The organism is Snodgrassella sp. CS2 (genome assembly GCF_050310315.1).
GTDB classification, from domain to species: domain Bacteria; phylum Pseudomonadota; class Gammaproteobacteria; order Burkholderiales; family Neisseriaceae; genus Snodgrassella; species Snodgrassella alvi_E.
Genome location: NZ_JBNPBA010000002.1, coordinates 28,124 through 48,844, shown reverse-complemented (window position 1 = coordinate 48,844; position 20,721 = coordinate 28,124). Strand labels below are relative to the sequence as shown.

Below are 20,721 nucleotides of genomic sequence, written 5' to 3'. Positions count from 1 at the left end.
ATCTTCCCCTGAGTCTAAATATAAAACAACTATCCTAACAGCATTCATATACCAACAAAAGCTTAGGCGTATATTTTTCTGGCTTTCCGACAACACTTCGCTATTTAAAACCAAATATCCGGAATGCACCTCTTTAGTAACAAACAAAATACAGCTAAGAGGCGAGTCGAATATGACTTATAAAAATTCCGTTAGCATAATAAAAAACAGATAAAAAAATGCGCACACGGTTAAGTGTGCGCCAAGTCTACAAAGGAGAAATAGAGGAGAAACTGTTAAACCAACTAGGAGCTGATTTAACGAAGCGAATTATGCCTCAACTACGCCTGCATAGCAAGTCATATTTTGTATTAATTCGACAAAATAAGGTTATTTTAATTAAAAATACCGCAAAATTCATTAACTGCATCTAACTTGTGCTGAAAAAATATCAAAAAAGACTTTATCTTACTATCACTTAGCTATACCAAGGTATTATCTGCCTGCCGGCACACCTGCTGTAGCCTGAATTTGCTCATTTTGCCAGCTTTCACGGATTTTCTGAGCCTTTGCAAAAAAAGCCGTGAGCTTCTGCGCATCACCATCTTGCAGGCATTGCTTCAAATATGCCAGCTCCTGCTGTTGTTTCTCAAGCAGACCAGCCAGCACCTGTCGGTTCGCCAAACAAATATCCGTCCATATCTGCGGATGACTGGCAGCAATTCGAGTGAAATCCCGAAAACCGCTACCAGCAAATTGTAACAGCTCATCCGCATTAGCTGCTTCCGCCAGCTGATGCACATAGGCATAAGCCAGCATATGCGGCAAATGGCTTACAGCAGCAAAAATCGCATCATGTCTGGCTGCATCCAGATGATAAATTTGCGCCTGCACCGCTTGCCACATTGCTTCCACAGCCTGCAAAGCCGTTTTATCCTGCTGCTCATGAGCACAGATAATACATTTTTTTGCAGCAAACAAGCCAAACTGTGCCGCCAGCGCCCCATGACGGTCGGAACCAGCAATCGGATGTGCCGCCACACAGCGCTCATAATGCTGTGGCAACTCAGCAGCAAAAGCCTGCAAAGCCAGCTGCTTAGTACTGCCCACATCAGTGACAATACATCTATCTGGCAAAAATGGCGCAAGCTGGCGACAGATAATCGGCAAAGTATTAACTGGCGTAGCGATGAGCACCATATCGGCATCAGCCATACTTTCTGCATTAATGCATTCGTAGGCACAATCAATTACACGTCGCTCTAAAGCCCGCGTCAGATTGTCAGCATCAATATCAATGCCAACCACCTCTTCCACCCGTGCCGCCCGTTTTAAATCCAGTGCCAGCGAACCACCTATCAGCCCTACCCCAATCAGCACCAGCCTATGCATACTTATCTCAGCAATCATTCTATCCACAACATCATTACCGTGTCCGGCTTATCAGCTTTCATCATCAGAGTGGCCGTCCCCATGCATCCAGAAATTCCTGCCAGTGCGGCGCCTGCAATCCTTTCAGGTAAACCTTCAGACCACGGATTTCCTGTTCGTATTCATCGGCATTCAGAAAACCACGCAACAGATTAAAACGCAGATACATTAAATAAGTATTAGCGGCATCTGTCTCACAGTACTGCCGAATCTGGGTTAATTCTCCCTGCTGATATGCAGCCCAGACCTTACTACCATCCATCCCCAGCTTACCTGGAAAACCACACAGCTTAGCCATATCATCCAACGGAACACAGGCTCGCGCTTGATAGAGAGAAAGCAAATCCATCAAATCACAATGACGTGCATGATAGCGGCTGATATAGTTGTTCCATTTGAAATCTCGGCTGTCACCAAAATCCCCTTCCCCCATATCCCAGTAACGGGCGGCACTGATACCATAAATTAGCGCACGATAATGCAACACCGGTAAATCAAATCCACCACCATTCCAACTCACCAATTGCGGCGTATGTGTTTCAATCAACTCAAAAAAACGTGCAATCAGCGTTTCTTCACTATCTTCTGGCGTGCCAATACTACCAACATGAATTTTTTCTGCCCCCCAGCGCATACAGCATGAAATGGCTACTACCTGCTGCAAATGCAGCTGCATAAAATCATTACCGCCAGTTTTTGCCCTTCGCTGCTGCAAAGCAAACTCCACCACATCGGCATCACTTACTTCCGCCGGCAAATGATGAAGTACCCGGATACCGGCCACATCAGGCACGGTTTCAATATCGAAAGCCAAAATCGGATTCATGGCAATGGTTCACATTGATTAACGAAAGAGTATTGTGGCATGAAGCAAGAAGACGCGCCATACGTTTTAGCCTCAAAACAGTATTACAACACGGTCAGGATTGTTTTATACTCACAATCAGTCAGAACCAGTGAAAAATGCAGAAAACCCTAAACTCAGAATCATTTTTCTAGCAGCCAAACAGATTTACTTGCCGTATGATTTAAGCCTGTTTTAGCAACAAAATAGCAGCATTTTTCACGCTCATACTGACACATACTTCTCAGGCTGGGCATAATGGCCACAGATTATCAATAACCCCTTATTAACTCATTCTCAGACATTTATGATAAACAAAATCCGCTTATGGCAATGGCTTGTTCCTTTACTGGCCATACCTGTCCTCGCTTCTTGCGACGGTACTCCCGTTCATAATATAGACAAAACCGCCAGTGCCAAATCCGGTATCAGTGACTCAGCATCAGCCAATAAAGCTGCTGCAGTTGGTGCGGCAGTAGATGACGCAACCAATAAAAAAATTAGCGATAATCTGTCCAAAAACATGCAAAAAGCATTTAAAAGCTCAGAGTTAAACGTTCAGAGTATCTATACCACTCCATTTAAAGGTATATATGAAGTGGTAATCACCGGTAATCAGATTATCTATACTGATGAAAATGCCGATTACATCATGCTGGGTAATCTGATTGATCTCAAACACCATCAGAATCTGACGGAGCAACGTATGAGTGATTTATCAAAAATAGATTTTGACCAGTTACCACTGGATAAAGCAATCAAAGAAGTACGTGGCAACGGCACACGGGTAATGGCAGTATTCTCCGACCCAGATTGCCCTTTCTGTAAAAAACTGGAAGAAGAAATCGCCCAGATTGATAACCTCACAGTTTATACATTCCTCATGCCGGTACCCGATCTACATCCAGGCGCACAGAAAAAAGCAGTACAAATATGGTGTCAGAAAGAACGCACCACCGCCTGGACAGAATGGATGCGTCATGGCAAGGAACCAGCCAGCGTAGCCAATTGCAGCAACCCCGTAGAAGACACCATGAAATTAGGCAATAAATTTGGTTTTGATGGTACCCCCACCATGGTATTTCCGAACGGCAAAACCATTTCCGGCCTAATGCGTAAAAATGAACTGGAGCAGGAATTAATCAAAAATCAGAAATAAAAACTGGTCACACGCAAAAGCAGCCGTAAACGGCTGCTTTTTTATTCTGTTTTGAAAAAGTAGTATCCATTTATTCAGCAAAACAGTCTGAAAAGAGCAGTGAGCACACTCAGATCTTACTCTAATCAAAGCTAGCACATCATCTTGTCAAAACAAGCTATTATATCTATTATTAATTAAATTTAGCTTCTCTTTCAGCAACCATGTATAACATTGAGCGGGTTTACACCTATCAGCAACAACAGCCAGCTGTATTGATTGACCGCCTGTGGCCGCGTGGTATCAGCAAAACCAGAATGAACAATGTTTTATGGCTAAAAACCGTTGCACCTTCCAGCCAGCTGCGACAGTGGCTACATCAGCAGCCCGATACCCGCTATGGTGAATTTTGCTTACGCTACCAGCAGGAACTGAAGCAGCCACAACAGCAACAAGACTTGCAGAAGCTACAACAACTGCATAAGCAGCACCAGCAATTATGGCTGCTAACCGCTGTTAAAGATATTACCCACAGCCATGTACCAATATTACTGGCACAATTACAGAATAGAGACAGTTAGAAAACAGTAAAAAGCTGTCTGATATATGGACACCGCCATTGATCCAAGATTGTCGTGAGATTTCAAAAGAAATTCACTGGGCGGCAACAGTAATTTCACACACAGGCTTTGGGATTCCAGATGGTTTTCAGTTCGTCATGCGGAGCAGATTCAAACATGAGTAAACAGACTCAAAAATCTGAAAGAAGACCATAAAAATATTGTGTTAGTAAATGAAGATCAATAATTTAGAATAAATCCCATTAAGAAAATATTTACCGGGATTTTATAAGAAAAAATAAAATTTTTTACATCAATAAAATATTGAGCAAATTGAATAAAGAAATAAGAAAAAGAATTTTGTTAATACCCTATAAGATGGGAGTTGATTCCAAATAGTGTCTTGGATTTGAAATATGTTTATAAAAAAATTCTTGTAAAAACTAATCTTGAAATGCGAAATTTATTACGGCGTAGTTGCTGTAGATTATGTCATTGCCTTAATACAAATACTCCTTTGCCATTTTATTATTATATTCATGGGTTTATTGGTTATATATCAATAAGCATAATCAAGGTATAGACTCTTAAGATGCAGCCAATTCTTTTTTTCATTTGATTAAAGAAAAATTAGAAAAAAACCTAATTTTTTAATATCAAACAAAGATAAAGTTTTAATGACAATTAATTTCTAATGGATAATCAATCTTCATTTTGTATAGATGTATAAAATGACAAGTCGAATTTGCGTCAAAATACAATTATATCTATGAAAAACTGGAAAAAATGCAATCTGAACTGCTTAACTGTGGTACCTTTTCCCAGTGACAGATCAGATATTATTATTGAGCTGATATAGCACATATTCGGGAAGTCAGTTCATGTGAAACATAGATAACCTATGTCTGAAACAAATACCCGGCCGAAAATTACTTTCTGACCGGGTATTAAATTATATTCTTGTATTAAGTTCCGTCGCTCAGGCTGCATTAGCACCAGACTGCGAACGTAACAGTTGAATCAGGCGCACAATACGTTCTTTCATTTCTCGCCGGTCGACAATCTGGTCAATGGCACCCTTATCCAGCAGAAACTCTGCCCGCTGGAATCCCTCCGGTAAAGTCTCACGCACTGTCTGTTCAATCACACGCGGACCGGCAAAGCCAATCAGTGCATTCGGTTCCGCCAGTACCACATCACCGATAAAGGCAAAGCTCGCAGAAACACCACCCATAGTAGGATTGGTCAATACCGAAATAAACGGCAGCGATTTATCCGTCAGCAGATGCAGAGAAGCACAGGTTTTGGCCATCTGCATTAGCGAATTCAAGCCTTCTTGCATCCGTGCCCCGCCAGAAGCAGCCACACAGATAAAAGTACAGTTATGTTTTACCGCTTCACGCACACCACGCACAAAACGTTCACCCACAACTGAGCCCATAGACCCGCCGATGAAATTGAATTCAAAAGCAGCTATTACCACCGGTACGCCATTCATAGTGCCACGCTTCACCACCAGCGCATCATCCTCTTGCGTCAGTTTGCGAGCAGTACTCAGACGGTCTGTATATTTTTTGCTGTCTCGGAACTTAAGAATATCAATCGGTTTAATATCAGCACCAATTTCATACTGTTTACCTTCATCCAGCATCAAGTGAATGCGCTCACGCGCTGAAACCGGATTATGGTAGCCGCACTTTGGGCACACTTCCATGTTTTTCTTCAAATCCGTGGCATACAAAGTCGCCGCACAAGACGGACATTTTTGCCATAAACCTTCAGGAATACCGCCGGATTTGGCCACAGGATCTTTTTTAATCTTGGGTGGCAGGATTTTATCTAACCAACTCATACTTTCATTCCTGGTTATTACCGTCCGCATACTTCTTACGGGCGGCAGAATTAGGATTGCACGCAGATTATTCCAGCGCCTGTCTCAGCTCGGCCACTACCGGTGCGAGCGCCTCAGCTTCATGGCCTGCATGCTCAGCAATCGTCTGTACAAAGCGGCTGCCCACAATCACTGCATCAGCTACTGCACCGATACGGCGGGCACTTTCAGCATCGCGGATACCGAAACCCACACCAACAGGCACCTTAATAAACTGGCGTAAATGATCAATTTTACGCGAAACTTCAGTTGTATCCAACTGTGATGAACCAGTCACACCTTTCAGTGACACATAATAAACAAAACCACTGGCCTTACTGCCAATCAGTTTAATCCGTTCATCAGTTGTAGTCGGGGCAATCAGAAAAATACAATCCAGTCCGTGTAATTTCAGCTGTTCATGCAAATCATCAATTGCCTCTGCCGGACAATCTACAGTCAACACACCATCTACACCAGCCTGAGCAGCCGCACGGGCAAACGATGCATAGCCCATATGAAAGACTGGATTAAGGTAGCCCATTAATACCACCGGTGTAGTCTGATTATCCTGTCTGAACTGTGCCACCACTGCCAATACATCTGTCAGTGACACATGCTGACGCAAAGCCCGTTCTGATGCGGCTTGAATAACCGGCCCATCTGCCATCGGGTCGGAGAAAGGTACGCCTAGCTCAATAATATCCGTACCATTGGCAACCAGCGTCTGCATTAGCTTTACGGTAGCAACCGGATTAGGATCGCCACAGGTAATATACGATACCAGAGCAGTACGACCATGCAACTGCTCAAACGTCTGTTGAATTCTACTCATTTTTCTTATCTACCCTTTTCGGAGTGTGCCAATGCTGCTGCGACACCAGACGGACATCTATTCTAGCTGCCTCTAGCAACAGCGGGATTCCTGCTAGACTGCAATACCCGCTGTACAGTTAATCTCAACTTAATCATAGCATGCACCACAGCACATCCTTTAATTTTTCATCGACTGCACTGGTGCCGGCACGCGACCGCCGCGATTGATAAACACCTCGCAAGAACCAGATTTTACCGGCATCACCGGCGCCCGTCCCAGCAGACCTCCAAACTCTACGTAATCACCAACATCTTTACCGCTAACAGGAATCACCCGCACTGCCGTGGTTTTACTATTAATTAGTCCGATTGCCGCTTCATCAGCAATAATACCGGCAAGCGTACTCGCCGGTGTATCGCCCGGTACCGCAATCATATCCAGACCTACCGAACACACTGCGGTCATCGCTTCCAGCTTATCCAGTGTCAATACACCTGCTTCTACAGCGGCTATCATACCTTCATCTTCCGATACCGGTATAAATGCACCACTCAGACCGCCTACAGCACTAGACGCCATCATACCGCCTTTTTTCACGGCATCATTAAGTAAGGCCAGTGCGGCTGTGGTACCGTGGGTACCGCATACACTCAACCCCATTGCTTCCAAAATGCGTGCCACACTATCACCCACTGCCGGAGTAGGCGCCAGTGATAAATCCAGAATACCAAATGGAATACCGAGCATTTTGCTGGCTTCGTGCCCAATTAACTCACCTACGCGAGTAATTTTAAACGCAGTTTTCTTCACCAGCTCGGCCACTTCGGTCAGAGAAAGTCCCTGCGTATTCTGTAATGCCGCACAAACCACACCCGGTCCGGACACGCCCACATTAATCACGCAATCCGCCTCGCCGGCACCATGAAAAGCACCGGCCATAAATGGGTTATCCTCCACAGCATTACAAAACACAACGAGTTTGGCACATCCAAAGCCCTCTGGCGTGATTTCAGCAGTCTGACGGATGGTTTCGCCCATTAACCTAACGGCATCCATATTAATACCGGCACGTGTAGAACCGATATTTACCGAGCTACACACCACATCAGTACAGGCCATTGCCTTAGGAATAGAACGAATCAATACCTCATCGGCCGGACTCATACCCTTATGTACCAGAGCGGAAAAACCACCAATAAATGAAATACCAATGGCTTTGGCAGCCTTATCCAGCGTCTGCGCAATTGATACATAGGAATCCGCACCAGTGGCAGCACCAATCTGTGCAATCGGTGTGACCGCAATGCGTTGATTTACAATAGGCACACCATATTTGGCAGAAAGTTCTGTTGCCGTCTGCACCAAATTTTTTCCCACCCGCGTAATCTTGTTAAAAATCTTTTCATTGAGGCGGTTAATGTCTGTATCAATACAATCATGCAGATCAATACCAATGGTAATGGTACGCACATCAAAATGCTGGTCAGAGACCATACGCACTGTTTCCAGAATTTCATTATTCTGAATAGAAAACGACATAGACAACTCCTAAATCCGATGCATAGCATTAAACAGAGCTTCGTCCTGCACACGGATATGCAAACCCCGCTTTTCACCTTCACTGTCCAGAAATTCACTGAACTGCAAACGCGGCATTGTGCATCGCTCCGTATCCAGCAGAATAATCATAGTGAAATAATCATCCATAAGCTGCTGGCTAATATTCATAATGCTTACCTGATGCTCTGCCAGCAAAGTGGCAACTTCAGCAACAATACCAATACGGTCCTTACCAATTACTGTCATCACAGCATGACTAGACATACTCAATCCTATTCACAATAACGATTTCAAATCAGAAGAGCGCAAACAGCCTTAAGACATTTGCTCACATTTAAACAAAAGCGCACACAGCAGAATTAAAAGAGCAATTCCGCCCCCAAGCATTGCCACTCCATTCCAGCCGACATGTGCATAAGCCATAGCGGAAGCGAGCGAACCAAGTACACCGCCGATAAAATACATACTCATATAGCCCGATGCAATACGGCCTTTTAGCGCCGGATCAGAACGATAAATTAATGACTGATTGCAGATATGCAAAGCCTGAATAGCAAAATCCAGCAGTATTACCCCGCCAATCAGCGCCCACAGATACTGGCCACCGGCATACAGCAGTACCCAGCTGAAGAGAAACAGCAGCGCACACACCACGGTCATTGCATAACTGCGGCCTTTATCAGCCGCCCAGCCTCCGACATTGGAACCGAATATACCCAGCGCACCAAACAGTCCGAACAAACCAATCGTACTTAAACTGAAATGATACGGAGCGTTACTGAGCAACAGCGTCAGCGGCGTCCACAACACAGAAAATAGACAAAAATCCAGCGCCCCCAGCACACCACGCTGACGCAATAACGGCGTACGCCACAACAAAGACCACACCGATACCAGTGTCTGCCAATAGCCAAAAGATCGGCTGCGCTCACGTTGTACATGCGGTAACTTCCATTGCAAAGTCAGCGTCATTAACATCAGCATGACCGCGCCTAATACATACACCATGCGCCAGCCCCACCAATGAGCCACCAAACCGGAAAAAGTGCGCGACAGCAGAATCCCCAGCAACAAACCGCTCATCAACGTACCAATCACCCGCCCGCGCTGCTCAGGATCAGTTAGGCTGGCTGCTAGTGGCATCAGTATCTGCGCAACCGTACAAAAAGCACCCACCAGCAACAGTCCGGCTACAAATAAATATATATTCGGCGCCAGTGCAATGAGTAGTGCACTAATACTGACTACACCGTACAGAGAAACGATTAGTTTTTTGTTATCCAGCAAATCACCCAAAGGCACCAGAAACATCAGACCCAGCGCATAGGCCAACTGTGTGAGTGTAATCAGCATTCCGCTACTGTCCACATCCAGCCCAAAATAGCGAGCCATGACCTCAATCAACGGAAAAACAAAATAATTACTAGCTACCGCCAGACCGATGGCCAACGCCATCACAAAAATCTGTACAGAAGACAGCCTGATACGATTATTCATACACCACAAACAATATTCAAACAATTACAGCACAGTGGCCTGCATAATCACAGGCTGATACCATCCAAACGGGCAACCGTATTGATATCCTTATCACCGCGGCCGGAAAGATTCACCAGAATCACTTCATCCGGACTCATTTTCGGCGCATTGGCCACAGCCCATGCCAGAGCGTGGCTAGATTCCAGCGCTGGTATGATTCCCTCTTGATGACAGAGCAGATGGAACGCTTCCATCGCTGCCTCGTCACCCATAGCTTCATACTGAACACGACCAATATCATGCAGCAAGCTGTGTTCAGGACCGATTCCTGGATAATCCAGACCGGCAGAAACTGAATGCGTGGAAACCACCTGCCCGTTTTCATCCTGCATCAAATAACTGCGGAAGCCGTGTAAAACCCCTACCGGACTATGTGAGCTGATGGGCGCAGCATGCTGATGTCCAGTCAGACCCAGACCACCGGCCTCTACTCCTACCAGACGCGTTTCAGGGACATTAATATAAGGATAAAATAGCCCGATCGCATTCGAACCACCACCAACACAGGCTACAGCTACATCCGGCTGTCGCCCGATTGCTTCTTGCATCTGCTGCTTGGCCTCATTGCCAATCACGCACTGAAAATCGCGTACCATTTCTGGGTAGGGCATCGGACCGGCAGAAGTACCAATAATATAATAAGTATCATCTACCCGTGCCACCCACTCACGTAAAGCCTCATTCATGGCATCTTTCAGCGTGCATGAGCCTGAATCCACACCCACCACCTTTGCCCCTAAAAGTTTCATCCGGTACACATTCGGTGCCTGACGCTGAATATCCTCTGTGCCCATAAACACTGTGCATTCCATGCCGAATCGTGCTGCCACTGTCGCTGATGCCACGCCATGCTGGCCAGCGCCGGTTTCGGCAATCACTCGCTTTTTACCCATGCGCTGTGCCAGTAAAGCCTGACCAATCGTATTGTTGATTTTGTGCGCACCGGTATGATTCAGGTCTTCCCGCTTCAAATAAATCTGTGCCCCACCCAGATGGGCAGTTAGGCGGCGGGCATAGTACACAGGACTAGGTCGTCCCACATAATATTTCAAATCTTCATGGTATTGTGCCCAGAACGCCGGATCAGCCTTCGCTGCATAATAAGCCTGTTTTAACTCAGTTAGAGCCGTAATCAGTGTCTCTGATACAAACAGCCCGCCATGCTCACCATAAAATCCCTGTTCATCCGGATAATGATAATTTTCCATATTTTTTTCCATTGAGCGACTAAATACCTAGAGAATAAAACTATTCGGCCATATTAACATTTTTTAAATACATTATCCTGTAAACTGTCTAACCTACAGAATAATTGCACTCAAAACTTTGCTTTCATCTGTCTATGTCGCAATTTCGGGTATCAAAAAAACAAACATAAATAATTACCAAAATGACGCCGATGCAGACTTGTGTTCTGAATAACCTGTTTCGCAGTATCAGAAAAAAACGTCATATAAGAATGTTCGTTTATTCAATTATGATGAATAATTAAAAACCATCGTTAGATAAATTGATTATAGCGACACGATAAAATCATATTTTTAGTAAATTACTTTTCGTATCTAGACATCAGAACCACTTTGAAAATCTTGTACCATACCATTCACACTTAACAACGAGTTTATTACATTGAAATTTTCCATCAAAATCTGAAATAAAACACAATACTCAGACAGACAGGTAAATATCGTTCTATTAAAAGAAAACATTCGTTTTATTTTAGTCTGATAGAAAAATTCAGCTTTAAAGCATCATCCATTTCAGCTAATTTAACCGAAACTCCTTAATACCATCGCTAGTAAAAGTCAAAATCAGCACAGATTTGGAAATCTTTAAAGCCCAAAATAAAAATTCCACGTTCGCAAAATTTATTTAAATAACTAATTGTTTTATAAAAATAATATTATCATACCGTACAAACAAAGGTATTATTAGCACCTAGAATCAACACTCCAAGTAGAAAAAGTACTAATTGCAGACATCAGATCCTGCATCTTCTGCTTATCCTTGATACCAGGTGACTGCTCCACACCACTGCACACATCAATGGCCAGCGCATTACTTTGTCTGATTGCAGAGACAATATTTTCCGGTTTCAAACCACCGGAAAGCACCCATGGCCGTGCCAGCATGGACGGCAAAATTTGCCAATCAAAACTCTGCCCAGTACCGCCATATTGTCCACTGACCGCAGCATCAAACAATAAAGCACGTGCATCCGTATGCACAGCAGCAGCTGTTTCAATATCAGCCCTGTTTTGTACCCGTACAGCCTTAATATATGGACGCTGGAATTGGCGACAGAATTCCGCATTTTCATCACCATGAAACTGGAGCACATCCAGCGGCACCTTCGCCAGTACATCCTCTATCTCAGCAGCCCGTGCATTCACAAACAGCCCAACCACCGTAACAAAAGGTGCTATTGCACGCACTATCGTCTGAGCCTGCGCAATCGTGACACAGCGCTTACTGCCAGCAAAAAATATCAACCCAATGGCATCTACCCCTAATTGTGCAGCAAACTGTGCATCTTCAACCCTCGTCATGCCACAAATTTTCGTACGAATGTTCATATTTCACCTTTTTTACAGCCAGCTAGTGCTCACCTAAATTAATCTAGATTCGGCCACAGCCATACTGGCAAAGACTGTGTAGCCACATCCCAGTGCACAGGATAATCAACACCGGTAAGGTACAGCCCGTCCGGCATAAATGTTGGCGGAGCCAGTTGCCGGCTTTTTGCCGCCAGCAATTGTGCAAATCCAGACACACTTAGCTTACCCGCTCCCACATACACCAGCGCACCTACAATATTACGCACCATATTGTGGACAAATGCACTGCCATGGAAATCTATCGCCATCAATTCAGGACTACCACTGAGTCTCAGTGCATACAAAGTTTTTACTGGTGATTTAGCCTGACAGTCACTGGAGCGAAAACTGGAAAAATCGTGTTCACCAACCAGCAATGCAGCTGCTTCACGCATCAATTCCATATTGAGAGGATAATGAGTCCAGCCGACGCGGCCACGCAGCTGCGGCATTCGGACACGGCTGGATTCAAGCATATAACGGTAACGCCGTCCGCAAGCATCAAACCGTGCATGAAATTCAGCAGCAACCATCTGGGCTTTAAGAATCCGGATATTCTTATCCATTGCCGTATTGCTTCCACGCAGCCATGCCTCTGCACTTCGTCTGGCATGCGTGTCGAAGTGTACAATCTGACCGGTAGCATGCACACCAGCATCAGTGCGCCCTGCCACCACCACCTCTATTTCTTCCGCCGCTACAGAGCTTATTGCTTTTTCCAACACCGACTGAATGGTATATAGTCCGTCTGGCTGTTTCTGCCAGCCATGGAAAGCCGTACCATCATAAGCAATTGTTAATGCCCAGCGCTGCTTATAGCCAATATCATCCTGCATATTTTCTGGACGCTTTCCCACAATACCTACCATTACTTTTCCAAATCCACACTAATACACACTGTTATATGGCATTATTATCGCATAGCCATCATTTGCGTTCATATTTATAACGAGTTGCTTACCAAATAAACAGGTAAGACAAACAATTTAGCGGCCGGCACACTCATCCAAATCATTAGACAGATGCTGATTGATGATAGTATCCGTTTTTGTTACCAGACTTAGCAAAAAGCTGTTTACAGACAATAGCAGTTGGATAACATACCAAAGATTTTGCAAATACATTTTTCAACACCTGCCGCATATAATCTATCTAAATACAGCATTTTTACTGCTTCCAAAATATCGTCATATAAATCAAATCTAGATACAAACTCGAAATAAAAAGACTGAATCCTGATACAGGATTCAGTCTTTACCAAATACGAACTGTCATTTAGCATGTTCTGTACAGATTAGCCACCTAGCTGTTGTAACAGATTCTGAGCTTCCGCCAAAACTGCGCCATTAGCTTCATCGACCAATTCTCGTAAAGTCTGGCGTGCAGTCACCGCATCATCCATCTCCAGATACATCTTAGCCAGCTCCAGCTTGGCCTGTAACGGAATCGCCTGCTGTTCAGGTGTCAATGGCTTATCAGTTTCTTCTTCCTCTTCGGCCGACTGTTCCAGCCAATCCTGTGCACCGTTGCCAGTTGCAAAAGAAGAAATTGGAGCTGGAGAAGGGGCAGCGCTACTTTCAGTAGCTGTGGATTCTGCCTGATTATCATCCAGTGTAAAGTCCATGGACGAAACATCCACCACATCAGCATCAGTCGGTTGTGCTGAAGTAGATGGAGCAGCTTGTGAATCCTCATGCTCATCACTAATACTTAATGCATCCCAATCAATATCATTTGAAATCGCTTCATCTTCAGCAACAAACGCATGTTGATCCTGAGATGACAAAGCCTGATCAATTGTAGAGGATGTATCCTCTGCCACAGCAGCAGATTCGTTTTTGGACTCTTCATCAAACTTAAAGTCCTCGTCCCATTGCAAATCAGCCAGAGCATTAAGTGTATCCACTTCAGCTGCCGCCGGTTTAGATTCCGGCTCAACAACAGCAGGCTCCTCCTCTGGGCTGAAATTCATATCTAATGATGGCAAATCATCAGTATCTGTGGCTGTTTGCTCAGCCATCACTGCATCAGAATGCGCAGCCGATTCATGCTCATCTTTACTAGCATCATCAGCCACCACCCATTCAAAATCCGCGCTGTCTGCTTCTTCTTTTTCCGGCTCAGTTACAGGAGATTCTTTAGAAGTCAGCACTTCCGGCTGTTCAGTTTCATCAATTTGATCCAGCCAAGATAAATCGTCGCCATTATCCATCTCTGCTACTGATGGGGCTGTTGTATCTGCAGGAGCAGCTGGCGTATCATCGGTGAAATTAAAATTCAGCCAGTCAATATCATCTTCTTCAGGCTTGTTTGCAGCAGCCTCCGGTTTTGATTCGGGAAGCTGAGTAGTAACGGCAGATTCGGAAACATTGTCAGCCGGCGCGTCAGCTTTCTCGGAGCTGTCAGAAGACTCATCATTCAGCCACGACCAATCATCTGCATCGGCTGACGCTGATGAGGCTGCCACTGCAGTAGATGCCTGATTAGTTGCAGCTGGCGATGCCGGTTCTGACTGTTGAAGTTTCGGTGGTTCATCATTGAATACCACATCATCATCGTCTTCATCATCAGATGAATAATATTCCTCAGCTTCCTCAGCATCGCGTTTTTTACGTCTCTGCCATATAAATGCGGCAATCAGCAGCACACCAGCGAGACCAACCAAAGCATAAGGCCACCAGGATGGCAACAACGATTCTTCTGGTGCAGGTTCTACAGGCTGTACAGGTGCTGGAGTTGGATTGACCTTAGGCTGCACTGGTTTCGCTTTCACCACAGAAGCAGCAGAAGCGGCTGGCGCAGATGCGGAGGCAGCAACAGCTTCAGTTTTACCTGCATCTTGCGTTTTAGCTACTTCTGGCTTAGTTGGAACTATAGGTTCTGAAGCAGCAGCCTTCTGAATTTTGTTTGCAGATACATCAGATTTGGTTGGAGTAGCAGCTGCAGTATTTTCAGCAGCCTTAGCATCTGGCGCAACAGATACAGGTGATTTACTCTGTGCAGTCACCGGCTGTTGAACCGTTTTAATTTTTACTTTAGATAATTTATACAGCTGGGTAGTAGAAGGAATATTCAGACTGATATTCCGATACATCAAATCCGGATTACCATTACGAAATGCCTGTGGATTGGCCACAAGCAGAGCATGCATTGTCTGCTCTATTGTCATATTCTGCGGCCGTACCTTACGTGCAACATCCATCAGTGTTTCATTATTGTCTACATTATATTTCACTACCGCATTGTCTGAAGCAAGCCTGTTTTGCAAAGCTGCAGTAGCCCGTGCAGCGGATTTGTTTCTGACAGAGTGTGCCTGCTTATGATGTTTACTGCCATTTCGAGCAGAAGCAGATGAACCATGCCCATTTTCCGGCGGATCCAGTAATGCTGTATATTGCCTACCCTGACTACCTGAAACGAGGCTAAAAGACATCATCGGATCACTAATTGGCTTACTGGATCGCAAATGAATCACTGCATTCTGCCCTTGCGGTGTCACCCGCACCTGTAGCGGTGCGCCTGAAATTGTCGGCCGACCCTTTAAAGCGGCTCTGGCTTCATCACCAGTTACAACCACGCTACCTGAAAATGGCTCTCCCAAAGCAGAGTTAACCTGCAGGCTGCCAAGTCCTGCCCATGCAGGTGCACTGGCCGAAAAACATAAAGACAGTGCGATGATTTTTAAATTATATGCGTTCTTCAATCCCGTACCCTCACCGGTAATGCACCATTGCCATCAGGCTCGTGCCTATTCATTTGAAAATTTCTGCAAGTACTTAAAATGCAACTGGTGTTTAACGTTCACTAAACCTGTTTTTATATTATCTCACGCTATAATAGCTTTTGCGACCATTTAATGCCAAATCACCTTGACCTATTTTGCTCCTAGAACATGCATAACTGTGGATATTTTCAGACGAAACATCATCCAAAAAACACTAAACCAATATACAACAATGGTTAAATTTTGTTTAATACCTTGCTTTAACAGGTGCCAAGTGTAAAAACTCAGGGTATCATGGAGATTATTTCATACCCTACAACAACAAACCTGAAAAAAGATATACAGTCCTGAATAATGAAAGCAGTATTCGAATTTCTGGTAGTTATTCTCTTCTTTGCTACCTATGCCTTAACCAAAAATATTATTCTGGCCACCGAAGTGGCTATCGCAGCCGGCTTGATTCAGGCCGCATGGTGTTTAATTAAATACCGGCGTTTGCAAACCATGCAGTGGGTAAGCCTGCTTTTGGTTGTAATACTGGGTGGTGCAACCATAATATTAAAAAACCCGCACTTCATAATGTGGAAACCAACAATCCTTTTTTGGGTAATGGCTATAGGCCTGTTGATTTCACATCTATGCGGAAAAAACGTGCTAAAAAGCACAATTGGCAAAGAAATTAGCCTGCCAGCTCCGGCATGGCGTAAACTTACGTATGCTTGGGTAATATTTCTACTGGCACTGGGTACACTCAACTTGTGGGTTGCTTATTGCTTTACCGAAGCACAATGGGTTAATTTCAAACTTTTTGGCAGTACCACCATTTTAGTTCTGTTTACCATCGGACAGACGGTATATATTAGCCGATACATTAAAAAGGATGAGTTGTAATGCTGTTTATGCTGATGGCCACTGATGCCGACAATAGTCATGAAGCACGTATCAAGGCCAGACCCAGACATCTGGCTCGATTGCAAGAGCTACAAGCACAAAACCGTTTGGTTTTGGCCGGTCCTAATCCTCTGCCAGATGATGACAGCCATTTTTCTGGCAGTCTGGTCATTGCCGATTTTGAATCTTTAGATGAAGCACAGGCATGGGCGGAACAAGATCCTTATGTGGATGCAGGCGTCTATGAAGAAATACTGATTCGGCCTTTTAAAAAAGTTTTGCCTGATGACTGACATCCAAACAGCCATCCGTATGCGCCTGCAATCACTGAATCCGGTACAACTCGAACTGATTGACGACAGCCATCTGCATGCAGGGCATAAAGGTCATCATGGCGGGGGACATTATCGTTTGCTGGTGGTCAGCGATGCATTCAACGGTTTATCGCGTCTGGCTCGTCAGCGGAAAGTTCATCAGCTACTGAAAGATTTATTCAAGGCTAATACCATCCATGCCCTCAGCATCATGGCATGTACAAACAGCGAATATTTAACCAAGCAATAATCTATTTCTATCCACTTAAATGAGAGAGTTAACCATGAAAAAACAATTAATTGCTGCTGCCATTTTACTGGGACTAACCGGTATTGCTACTGCCCAGACGGTTGCGACCGTAAACGGAACCAAAATCGACAGTAAAGAGGTCGATAATCAGGTAGCCGTATTGGTTCAGGAAAGCCAGAACCAGATTCAGGATACACCCGAATTACGCAAGAGCATCACTGGCCGTCTGGTGACTCGTACCTTACTGATTCAGGCCGCCAAAAAGCAGAATCTTGATAAAGATCCAGAATATTTGAATGCATTGAATCAGGCAGAAGCAGAAGCTAAACGTCTGGGCGATGATAAAAAGCCTGGTTTCAAAGAAGAATGGGCTTTCTTTAAAGATAATCTGCTGACTCAGGCTTATCTGGCCAGCGTTGCCAAAAATAACCCTGTAAAACCTGAAGATGTGCGCAATGCCTATAACGACATGGTGAAATATTACAGCGGCACTCAGGAAGTTCAGTTAGGTGAAATTATCACACGTGATGCAGACACGGCCAATAAAGCCATAGCTAAACTAAAAGAGAAAAAAAGCTTTGCGACCGTAGCCAAAGAGTTCACAATTGATCCGGCCGGCCGTGAAAACGGAGGTATTCCAAAAGGCTATGTTGCCATGAAAGACCTTCAAGAGAGTGCCACACCCGTTTATAACGCCATTAAAGATTTGAAAAAAGGTCAGTACACTCCTGCTCCGGTACAGGGTAACGGCAACATTTACGCTGTATTCTACGTAAACGACAAACGCAACCTAAAACTGCCAACCCAGAAAGAAATGGAACCAATCCTGTCACGCCGTCTGCAAAGTGCCACTCTGGCTCAGGCTATTGACCAGCTGTACAAGAATGCAAATATCAAATAATTATTTTTTCCGACTTTAATAAACGGATCAGATAACAAGGAATTTACGATATGAAAAAAAGCATTACCTGGCTGGCCGGCTTCAGTATCATGGCCGCTGGGCTCGCTTTTGCCGATGCACCCAAAATTGATTCACAGCGCATTAATGTCATGCTAAAACAGTATGAGCGTCAGATGCAGGCACAGCCGGGTGCTCCAGCGCCGAATAAAGCAGAGATTCAGAAAGAAATCACGTTGCGCCTGCAAACGGCCGATATATTGAAAGCAGAAGCCCTTAAGGCCGGTTTGGATAAACAACCAGACACACAGGCCGCTTGGCAGAACATGCAGGCTCAATTCTATGCAGCCCAGTATGTAGACCATCTGGCTGCCAGCATTGAAGTAAGCGACAGTGATTTGCGCCGGCAATATCAACAGGTTAGTCAGGAAATCAACTTACTGCCCATTGTTTTTCCAAGCGAACAAGCAGCTGAAGAAGGTTTAAGCAAACTGAAAAAAGGACTGGCTTACGAAACTTTGCTTAAACAGGTAAACCCAGAAGCACCACAAAGCAATTGGATGAACCCACAGCAACTGCCTCCTGAATTTGCCCAACTGGCCTCACAACTGAAAAGTGGTCAGATTTCACCTAATGTGATCACGATTGACGGGCATTACATCCTGTTGAAACTAGCTGGTACGCGTCAGGCACCTGATGCTCCCGCATTTGACCAGATTAAAGAGCAGCTTCGCAATCAGGCCAAACAGGAAAAAGTATCCCAACAAATCAATCAAATTTTGAAAAACAATGGCATTAATCTAAACAATTAATAGCCTGAATATAAAAAACCGGTACTAAAGTACCGGTTTTTTATATTCAGCTCACCTAAAACACGAGAAAAACTAGCTAGGAAATCATTCCGGCTGATATAGCATATCTACAAAAGGGATACCATCCGTAATATACGGCGCTCCTTGTATTTTAAAACCATGCTGTTGATAAAATTTAAGAACCTGACGGCTCGACTCAATTTTAATCGGATACTCTGAATAGTGACTTTGCGCATAATGCAGGATTAATTTAATCAGCTGGTCTCCTAAGCCGGTACCACGAAAATCAGAGCGGGTGACAAAGCGACTGAATGTAAAATGCACACCAGCTAAATACATTCTGGCATAAGCCAGAATTTGCCCGTCTCGTTTATAGTAAACATGCTTGGCCAACACATCCCAGTCATCCAGCTCTTGATATATCCGCTGCTGCTCTACCACAAAAGTGTCAATACGCAATCGTGCAATGCGATAAAAATCTTGTGACGAAAGTTCATCTAATTTTTTGATACACCACATAAAACTTTCACACTCCTCTTAACCACAAGACTGATTTCATTTGTTACTGGTTATTACTAAAATCAAATAGGCATAAATTTAAAACACTGTTTTCTCAAAATATTTTGAAATTACATTATGCCGGCATGTTATGTTTACACTTAAAACAAACTCAGTATAAAAACAATAAGACAAATAATCAAATAACAATCTTAATTCTGGCAAAAATAAAAATACCGCTTTAACCTAAACCAATATATAGAGAAACGGATTACCCAAACTCAAACAAGGTAATCCGTAGCTAAGATGATTGAAGATTATTGTTTTGCCGCTTCTACCTGAATATTCAGCTTAACATAGCGACTTGCCGGCATAACCGGCACATACTCATTAATTCCCCATTGAGTACGATCAATAACAGCTTCAAAATCACCACCACAAACTTGTGATTGTGTCATCGGGCTTTTATAACAATTGAATTTAGTAGCACGCAAAACTACAGGGTGTGTTTGCCCTACCATTGTTAATTGGCCGCGCAAAGCCCTAACTTTTCCATTTTTATCGAAAATCCAGTTCTGCGAAACAAATCGCAGTGACGGATATTGTGCCGCATTAAAAAAAGCTTTACTTTGCAGATGTTGAGTAAATTCACTGCGGCCCGTATCCAGCTTAGCCAGTGGAAGAGTAATATCTACTGCACCGGTTTTAGCTTTCGCATCATATTGCAACTCACCCTCAAGATTATAAAATCCCCCTACATTGCTGGAAGTGGCAAAATGATCTAAAGTGAATCGTGCGTTGGTATGCAAGGGATCAAGTTTATAAGTTGCAGCCATTGCTGGGACACTTATACCCAGCAATGTGGCCATCAAAATACGGGTAAATCGGCTCATCATTTATTTCCTTTGTCCATTTGGCTAACAAATTAATAGTAGCCTGAATATACCTACGGACAAATCCCGCAGAGTAAATATATTTTTTCTTTTAAAGAAACAATTA

At 44.1% G+C, this 20,721-nt stretch carries 20 protein-coding genes; 7 read left to right on the top strand and 13 right to left on the bottom strand.

Features of this window, described 5'->3' with window-relative positions; translation table 11 throughout:
* Nucleotides 1-474 precede the first annotated feature (474 nt).
* Nucleotides 475-1,389, bottom strand: coding sequence for a prephenate dehydrogenase (locus tag ACQP6D_RS03845; protein ID WP_180296745.1), 915 nt, complete (start codon nucleotides 1,387-1,389; stop codon nucleotides 475-477).
* A gap of 46 nt (nucleotides 1,390-1,435) precedes the next feature.
* Nucleotides 1,436-2,236 (bottom strand): 3'-5' exonuclease, encoded by an 801-nt coding sequence (locus ACQP6D_RS03840; RefSeq protein WP_100157322.1) that lies wholly within the window; start codon nucleotides 2,234-2,236, stop codon nucleotides 1,436-1,438.
* A gap of 325 nt (nucleotides 2,237-2,561) precedes the next feature.
* On the opposite strand from ACQP6D_RS03840, the gene ACQP6D_RS03835 reads away from it, so the two are divergent.
* Together ACQP6D_RS03835 and ACQP6D_RS03830 are read left to right on the top strand one after the other, a co-directional pair.
* Entirely contained in the window at nucleotides 2,562-3,413 is an 852-nt protein-coding gene (locus ACQP6D_RS03835) for a DsbC family protein (RefSeq protein ID WP_267408546.1), read from the top strand.
* Nucleotides 3,414-3,616: 203 nt separating this feature from the next.
* Nucleotides 3,617-3,973, top strand: coding sequence for a DUF488 domain-containing protein (locus ACQP6D_RS03830; protein WP_267408547.1), 357 nt, complete (start codon nucleotides 3,617-3,619; stop codon nucleotides 3,971-3,973).
* A 958-nt stretch (nucleotides 3,974-4,931) separates the two neighbouring features.
* On the opposite strand, the gene accD is transcribed toward ACQP6D_RS03830, so the two are convergent.
* From accD to ACQP6D_RS03785, 9 genes are all read right to left on the bottom strand, one after another.
* Nucleotides 4,932-5,804 (bottom strand): acetyl-CoA carboxylase, carboxyltransferase subunit beta, encoded by an 873-nt coding sequence (gene accD / locus ACQP6D_RS03825; protein ID WP_100151813.1) that lies wholly within the window; start codon nucleotides 5,802-5,804, stop codon nucleotides 4,932-4,934.
* Between the two features lie 67 nt (nucleotides 5,805-5,871).
* Complete coding sequence (gene trpA, locus ACQP6D_RS03820; protein WP_427857490.1) at nucleotides 5,872-6,657, bottom strand: tryptophan synthase subunit alpha; 786 nt, start codon at nucleotides 6,655-6,657, stop codon at nucleotides 5,872-5,874.
* 159 nt (nucleotides 6,658-6,816) lie between these two features.
* Nucleotides 6,817-8,178 (bottom strand): PFL family protein, encoded by a 1,362-nt coding sequence (locus tag ACQP6D_RS03815; protein ID WP_100140492.1) that lies wholly within the window; start codon nucleotides 8,176-8,178, stop codon nucleotides 6,817-6,819.
* A gap of 9 nt (nucleotides 8,179-8,187) precedes the next feature.
* A complete protein-coding gene (locus ACQP6D_RS03810; protein ID WP_100140493.1) occupies nucleotides 8,188-8,463 on the bottom strand; it encodes an ACT domain-containing protein in 276 nt (91 codons plus the stop codon).
* A 51-nt stretch (nucleotides 8,464-8,514) separates the two neighbouring features.
* On the bottom strand, nucleotides 8,515-9,696 hold the full coding sequence (locus tag ACQP6D_RS03805) for an MFS transporter (RefSeq protein WP_427857489.1): 1,182 nt from the start codon (nucleotides 9,694-9,696) through the stop codon (nucleotides 8,515-8,517).
* Between the two features lie 47 nt (nucleotides 9,697-9,743).
* A complete protein-coding gene (trpB, locus tag ACQP6D_RS03800) occupies nucleotides 9,744-10,946 on the bottom strand; it encodes a tryptophan synthase subunit beta (protein ID WP_100157328.1) in 1,203 nt (400 codons plus the stop codon).
* Nucleotides 10,947-11,669: 723 nt separating this feature from the next.
* Nucleotides 11,670-12,314 carry a phosphoribosylanthranilate isomerase gene (locus tag ACQP6D_RS03795; protein ID WP_427857488.1) on the bottom strand — a complete coding sequence of 215 codons (645 nt, stop codon included), beginning with the start codon at nucleotides 12,312-12,314 and terminating at the stop codon, nucleotides 11,670-11,672.
* Nucleotides 12,315-12,352: 38 nt separating this feature from the next.
* Nucleotides 12,353-13,204 (bottom strand): tRNA pseudouridine(38-40) synthase TruA, encoded by an 852-nt coding sequence (gene truA, locus ACQP6D_RS03790; protein WP_427857487.1) that lies wholly within the window; start codon nucleotides 13,202-13,204, stop codon nucleotides 12,353-12,355.
* Nucleotides 13,205-13,629: 425 nt separating this feature from the next.
* On the bottom strand, nucleotides 13,630-16,038 hold the full coding sequence (locus ACQP6D_RS03785) for a FimV/HubP family polar landmark protein (protein WP_427857486.1): 2,409 nt from the start codon (nucleotides 16,036-16,038) through the stop codon (nucleotides 13,630-13,632).
* A 375-nt stretch (nucleotides 16,039-16,413) separates the two neighbouring features.
* Here ACQP6D_RS03785 and ACQP6D_RS03780 point away from each other — a divergent pair, with 375 nt between their 5' ends.
* From ACQP6D_RS03780 to ACQP6D_RS03760, 5 genes are read left to right on the top strand one after another with little or no spacing between them, the layout of a single operon-like run.
* Nucleotides 16,414-16,950, top strand: coding sequence for a septation protein A (locus ACQP6D_RS03780; protein ID WP_100140499.1), 537 nt, complete (start codon nucleotides 16,414-16,416; stop codon nucleotides 16,948-16,950).
* Complete coding sequence (locus ACQP6D_RS03775) at nucleotides 16,950-17,243, top strand: YciI family protein (protein ID WP_267404123.1); 294 nt, start codon at nucleotides 16,950-16,952, stop codon at nucleotides 17,241-17,243. The genes ACQP6D_RS03780 and ACQP6D_RS03775 overlap by 1 nt, the downstream gene beginning before the upstream one ends.
* On the top strand, nucleotides 17,236-17,514 hold the full coding sequence (locus ACQP6D_RS03770; protein WP_100157332.1) for a BolA family protein: 279 nt from the start codon (nucleotides 17,236-17,238) through the stop codon (nucleotides 17,512-17,514). Before ACQP6D_RS03775 ends, ACQP6D_RS03770 begins: the two co-directional genes overlap by 8 nt.
* A gap of 34 nt (nucleotides 17,515-17,548) precedes the next feature.
* Entirely contained in the window at nucleotides 17,549-18,415 is an 867-nt protein-coding gene (locus ACQP6D_RS03765) for a SurA N-terminal domain-containing protein (RefSeq protein ID WP_267404121.1), read from the top strand.
* Between the two features lie 50 nt (nucleotides 18,416-18,465).
* Nucleotides 18,466-19,224, top strand: a complete 759-nt coding sequence (locus ACQP6D_RS03760; RefSeq protein ID WP_267404119.1) for a peptidylprolyl isomerase — start codon at nucleotides 18,466-18,468, stop codon at nucleotides 19,222-19,224.
* Between the two features lie 84 nt (nucleotides 19,225-19,308).
* Here the strand turns inward: ACQP6D_RS03760 and ACQP6D_RS03755 are convergent, their stop codons facing one another.
* Together ACQP6D_RS03755 and ACQP6D_RS03750 are read right to left on the bottom strand one after the other, a co-directional pair.
* The gene (locus ACQP6D_RS03755) at nucleotides 19,309-19,743 is read right to left on the bottom strand and encodes a GNAT family N-acetyltransferase (RefSeq protein WP_100140504.1); all 435 of its coding nucleotides are present in this window, start codon (nucleotides 19,741-19,743) and stop codon (nucleotides 19,309-19,311) included.
* Nucleotides 19,744-20,039: 296 nt separating this feature from the next.
* Nucleotides 20,040-20,615 carry a YceI family protein gene (locus tag ACQP6D_RS03750; RefSeq protein WP_267392122.1) on the bottom strand — a complete coding sequence of 192 codons (576 nt, stop codon included), beginning with the start codon at nucleotides 20,613-20,615 and terminating at the stop codon, nucleotides 20,040-20,042.
* Nucleotides 20,616-20,721 lie beyond the last annotated feature (106 nt).

Excerpts from the sequence above, each read along its gene's own strand:
- ACQP6D_RS03840 (WP_100157322.1), bottom strand. The coding sequence starts at position 2,236 with ATGAATCCGATTTTGGCTTTCGATATTGAAACCGTGCCTGATGTGGCC.
- ACQP6D_RS03755 (WP_100140504.1), bottom strand. The coding sequence starts at position 19,743 with ATGTGGTGTATCAAAAAATTAGATGAACTTTCGTCACAAGATTTTTAT.
- accD (WP_100151813.1), bottom strand. The coding sequence starts at position 5,804 with ATGAGTTGGTTAGATAAAATCCTGCCACCCAAGATTAAAAAAGATCCT.
- ACQP6D_RS03780 (WP_100140499.1), top strand. The coding sequence starts at position 16,414 with ATGAAAGCAGTATTCGAATTTCTGGTAGTTATTCTCTTCTTTGCTACC.
- ACQP6D_RS03810 (WP_100140493.1), bottom strand. The coding sequence starts at position 8,463 with ATGTCTAGTCATGCTGTGATGACAGTAATTGGTAAGGACCGTATTGGT.
- ACQP6D_RS03750 (WP_267392122.1), bottom strand. The coding sequence starts at position 20,615 with ATGAGCCGATTTACCCGTATTTTGATGGCCACATTGCTGGGTATAAGT.
- trpA (WP_427857490.1), bottom strand. The coding sequence starts at position 6,657 with ATGAGTAGAATTCAACAGACGTTTGAGCAGTTGCATGGTCGTACTGCT.
- ACQP6D_RS03770 (WP_100157332.1), top strand. The coding sequence starts at position 17,236 with ATGACTGACATCCAAACAGCCATCCGTATGCGCCTGCAATCACTGAAT.
- ACQP6D_RS03815 (WP_100140492.1), bottom strand. The coding sequence starts at position 8,178 with ATGTCGTTTTCTATTCAGAATAATGAAATTCTGGAAACAGTGCGTATG.
- trpB (WP_100157328.1), bottom strand. The coding sequence starts at position 10,946 with ATGGAAAATTATCATTATCCGGATGAACAGGGATTTTATGGTGAGCAT.
- ACQP6D_RS03775 (WP_267404123.1), top strand. The coding sequence starts at position 16,950 with ATGCTGTTTATGCTGATGGCCACTGATGCCGACAATAGTCATGAAGCA.
- ACQP6D_RS03805 (WP_427857489.1), bottom strand. The coding sequence starts at position 9,696 with ATGAATAATCGTATCAGGCTGTCTTCTGTACAGATTTTTGTGATGGCG.
- ACQP6D_RS03845 (WP_180296745.1), bottom strand. The coding sequence starts at position 1,389 with ATGATTGCTGAGATAAGTATGCATAGGCTGGTGCTGATTGGGGTAGGG.
- ACQP6D_RS03835 (WP_267408546.1), top strand. The coding sequence starts at position 2,562 with ATGATAAACAAAATCCGCTTATGGCAATGGCTTGTTCCTTTACTGGCC.
- truA (WP_427857487.1), bottom strand. The coding sequence starts at position 13,204 with ATGGTAGGTATTGTGGGAAAGCGTCCAGAAAATATGCAGGATGATATT.
- ACQP6D_RS03830 (WP_267408547.1), top strand. The coding sequence starts at position 3,617 with ATGTATAACATTGAGCGGGTTTACACCTATCAGCAACAACAGCCAGCT.
- ACQP6D_RS03760 (WP_267404119.1), top strand. The coding sequence starts at position 18,466 with ATGAAAAAAAGCATTACCTGGCTGGCCGGCTTCAGTATCATGGCCGCT.
- ACQP6D_RS03765 (WP_267404121.1), top strand. The coding sequence starts at position 17,549 with ATGAAAAAACAATTAATTGCTGCTGCCATTTTACTGGGACTAACCGGT.
- ACQP6D_RS03795 (WP_427857488.1), bottom strand. The coding sequence starts at position 12,314 with ATGAACATTCGTACGAAAATTTGTGGCATGACGAGGGTTGAAGATGCA.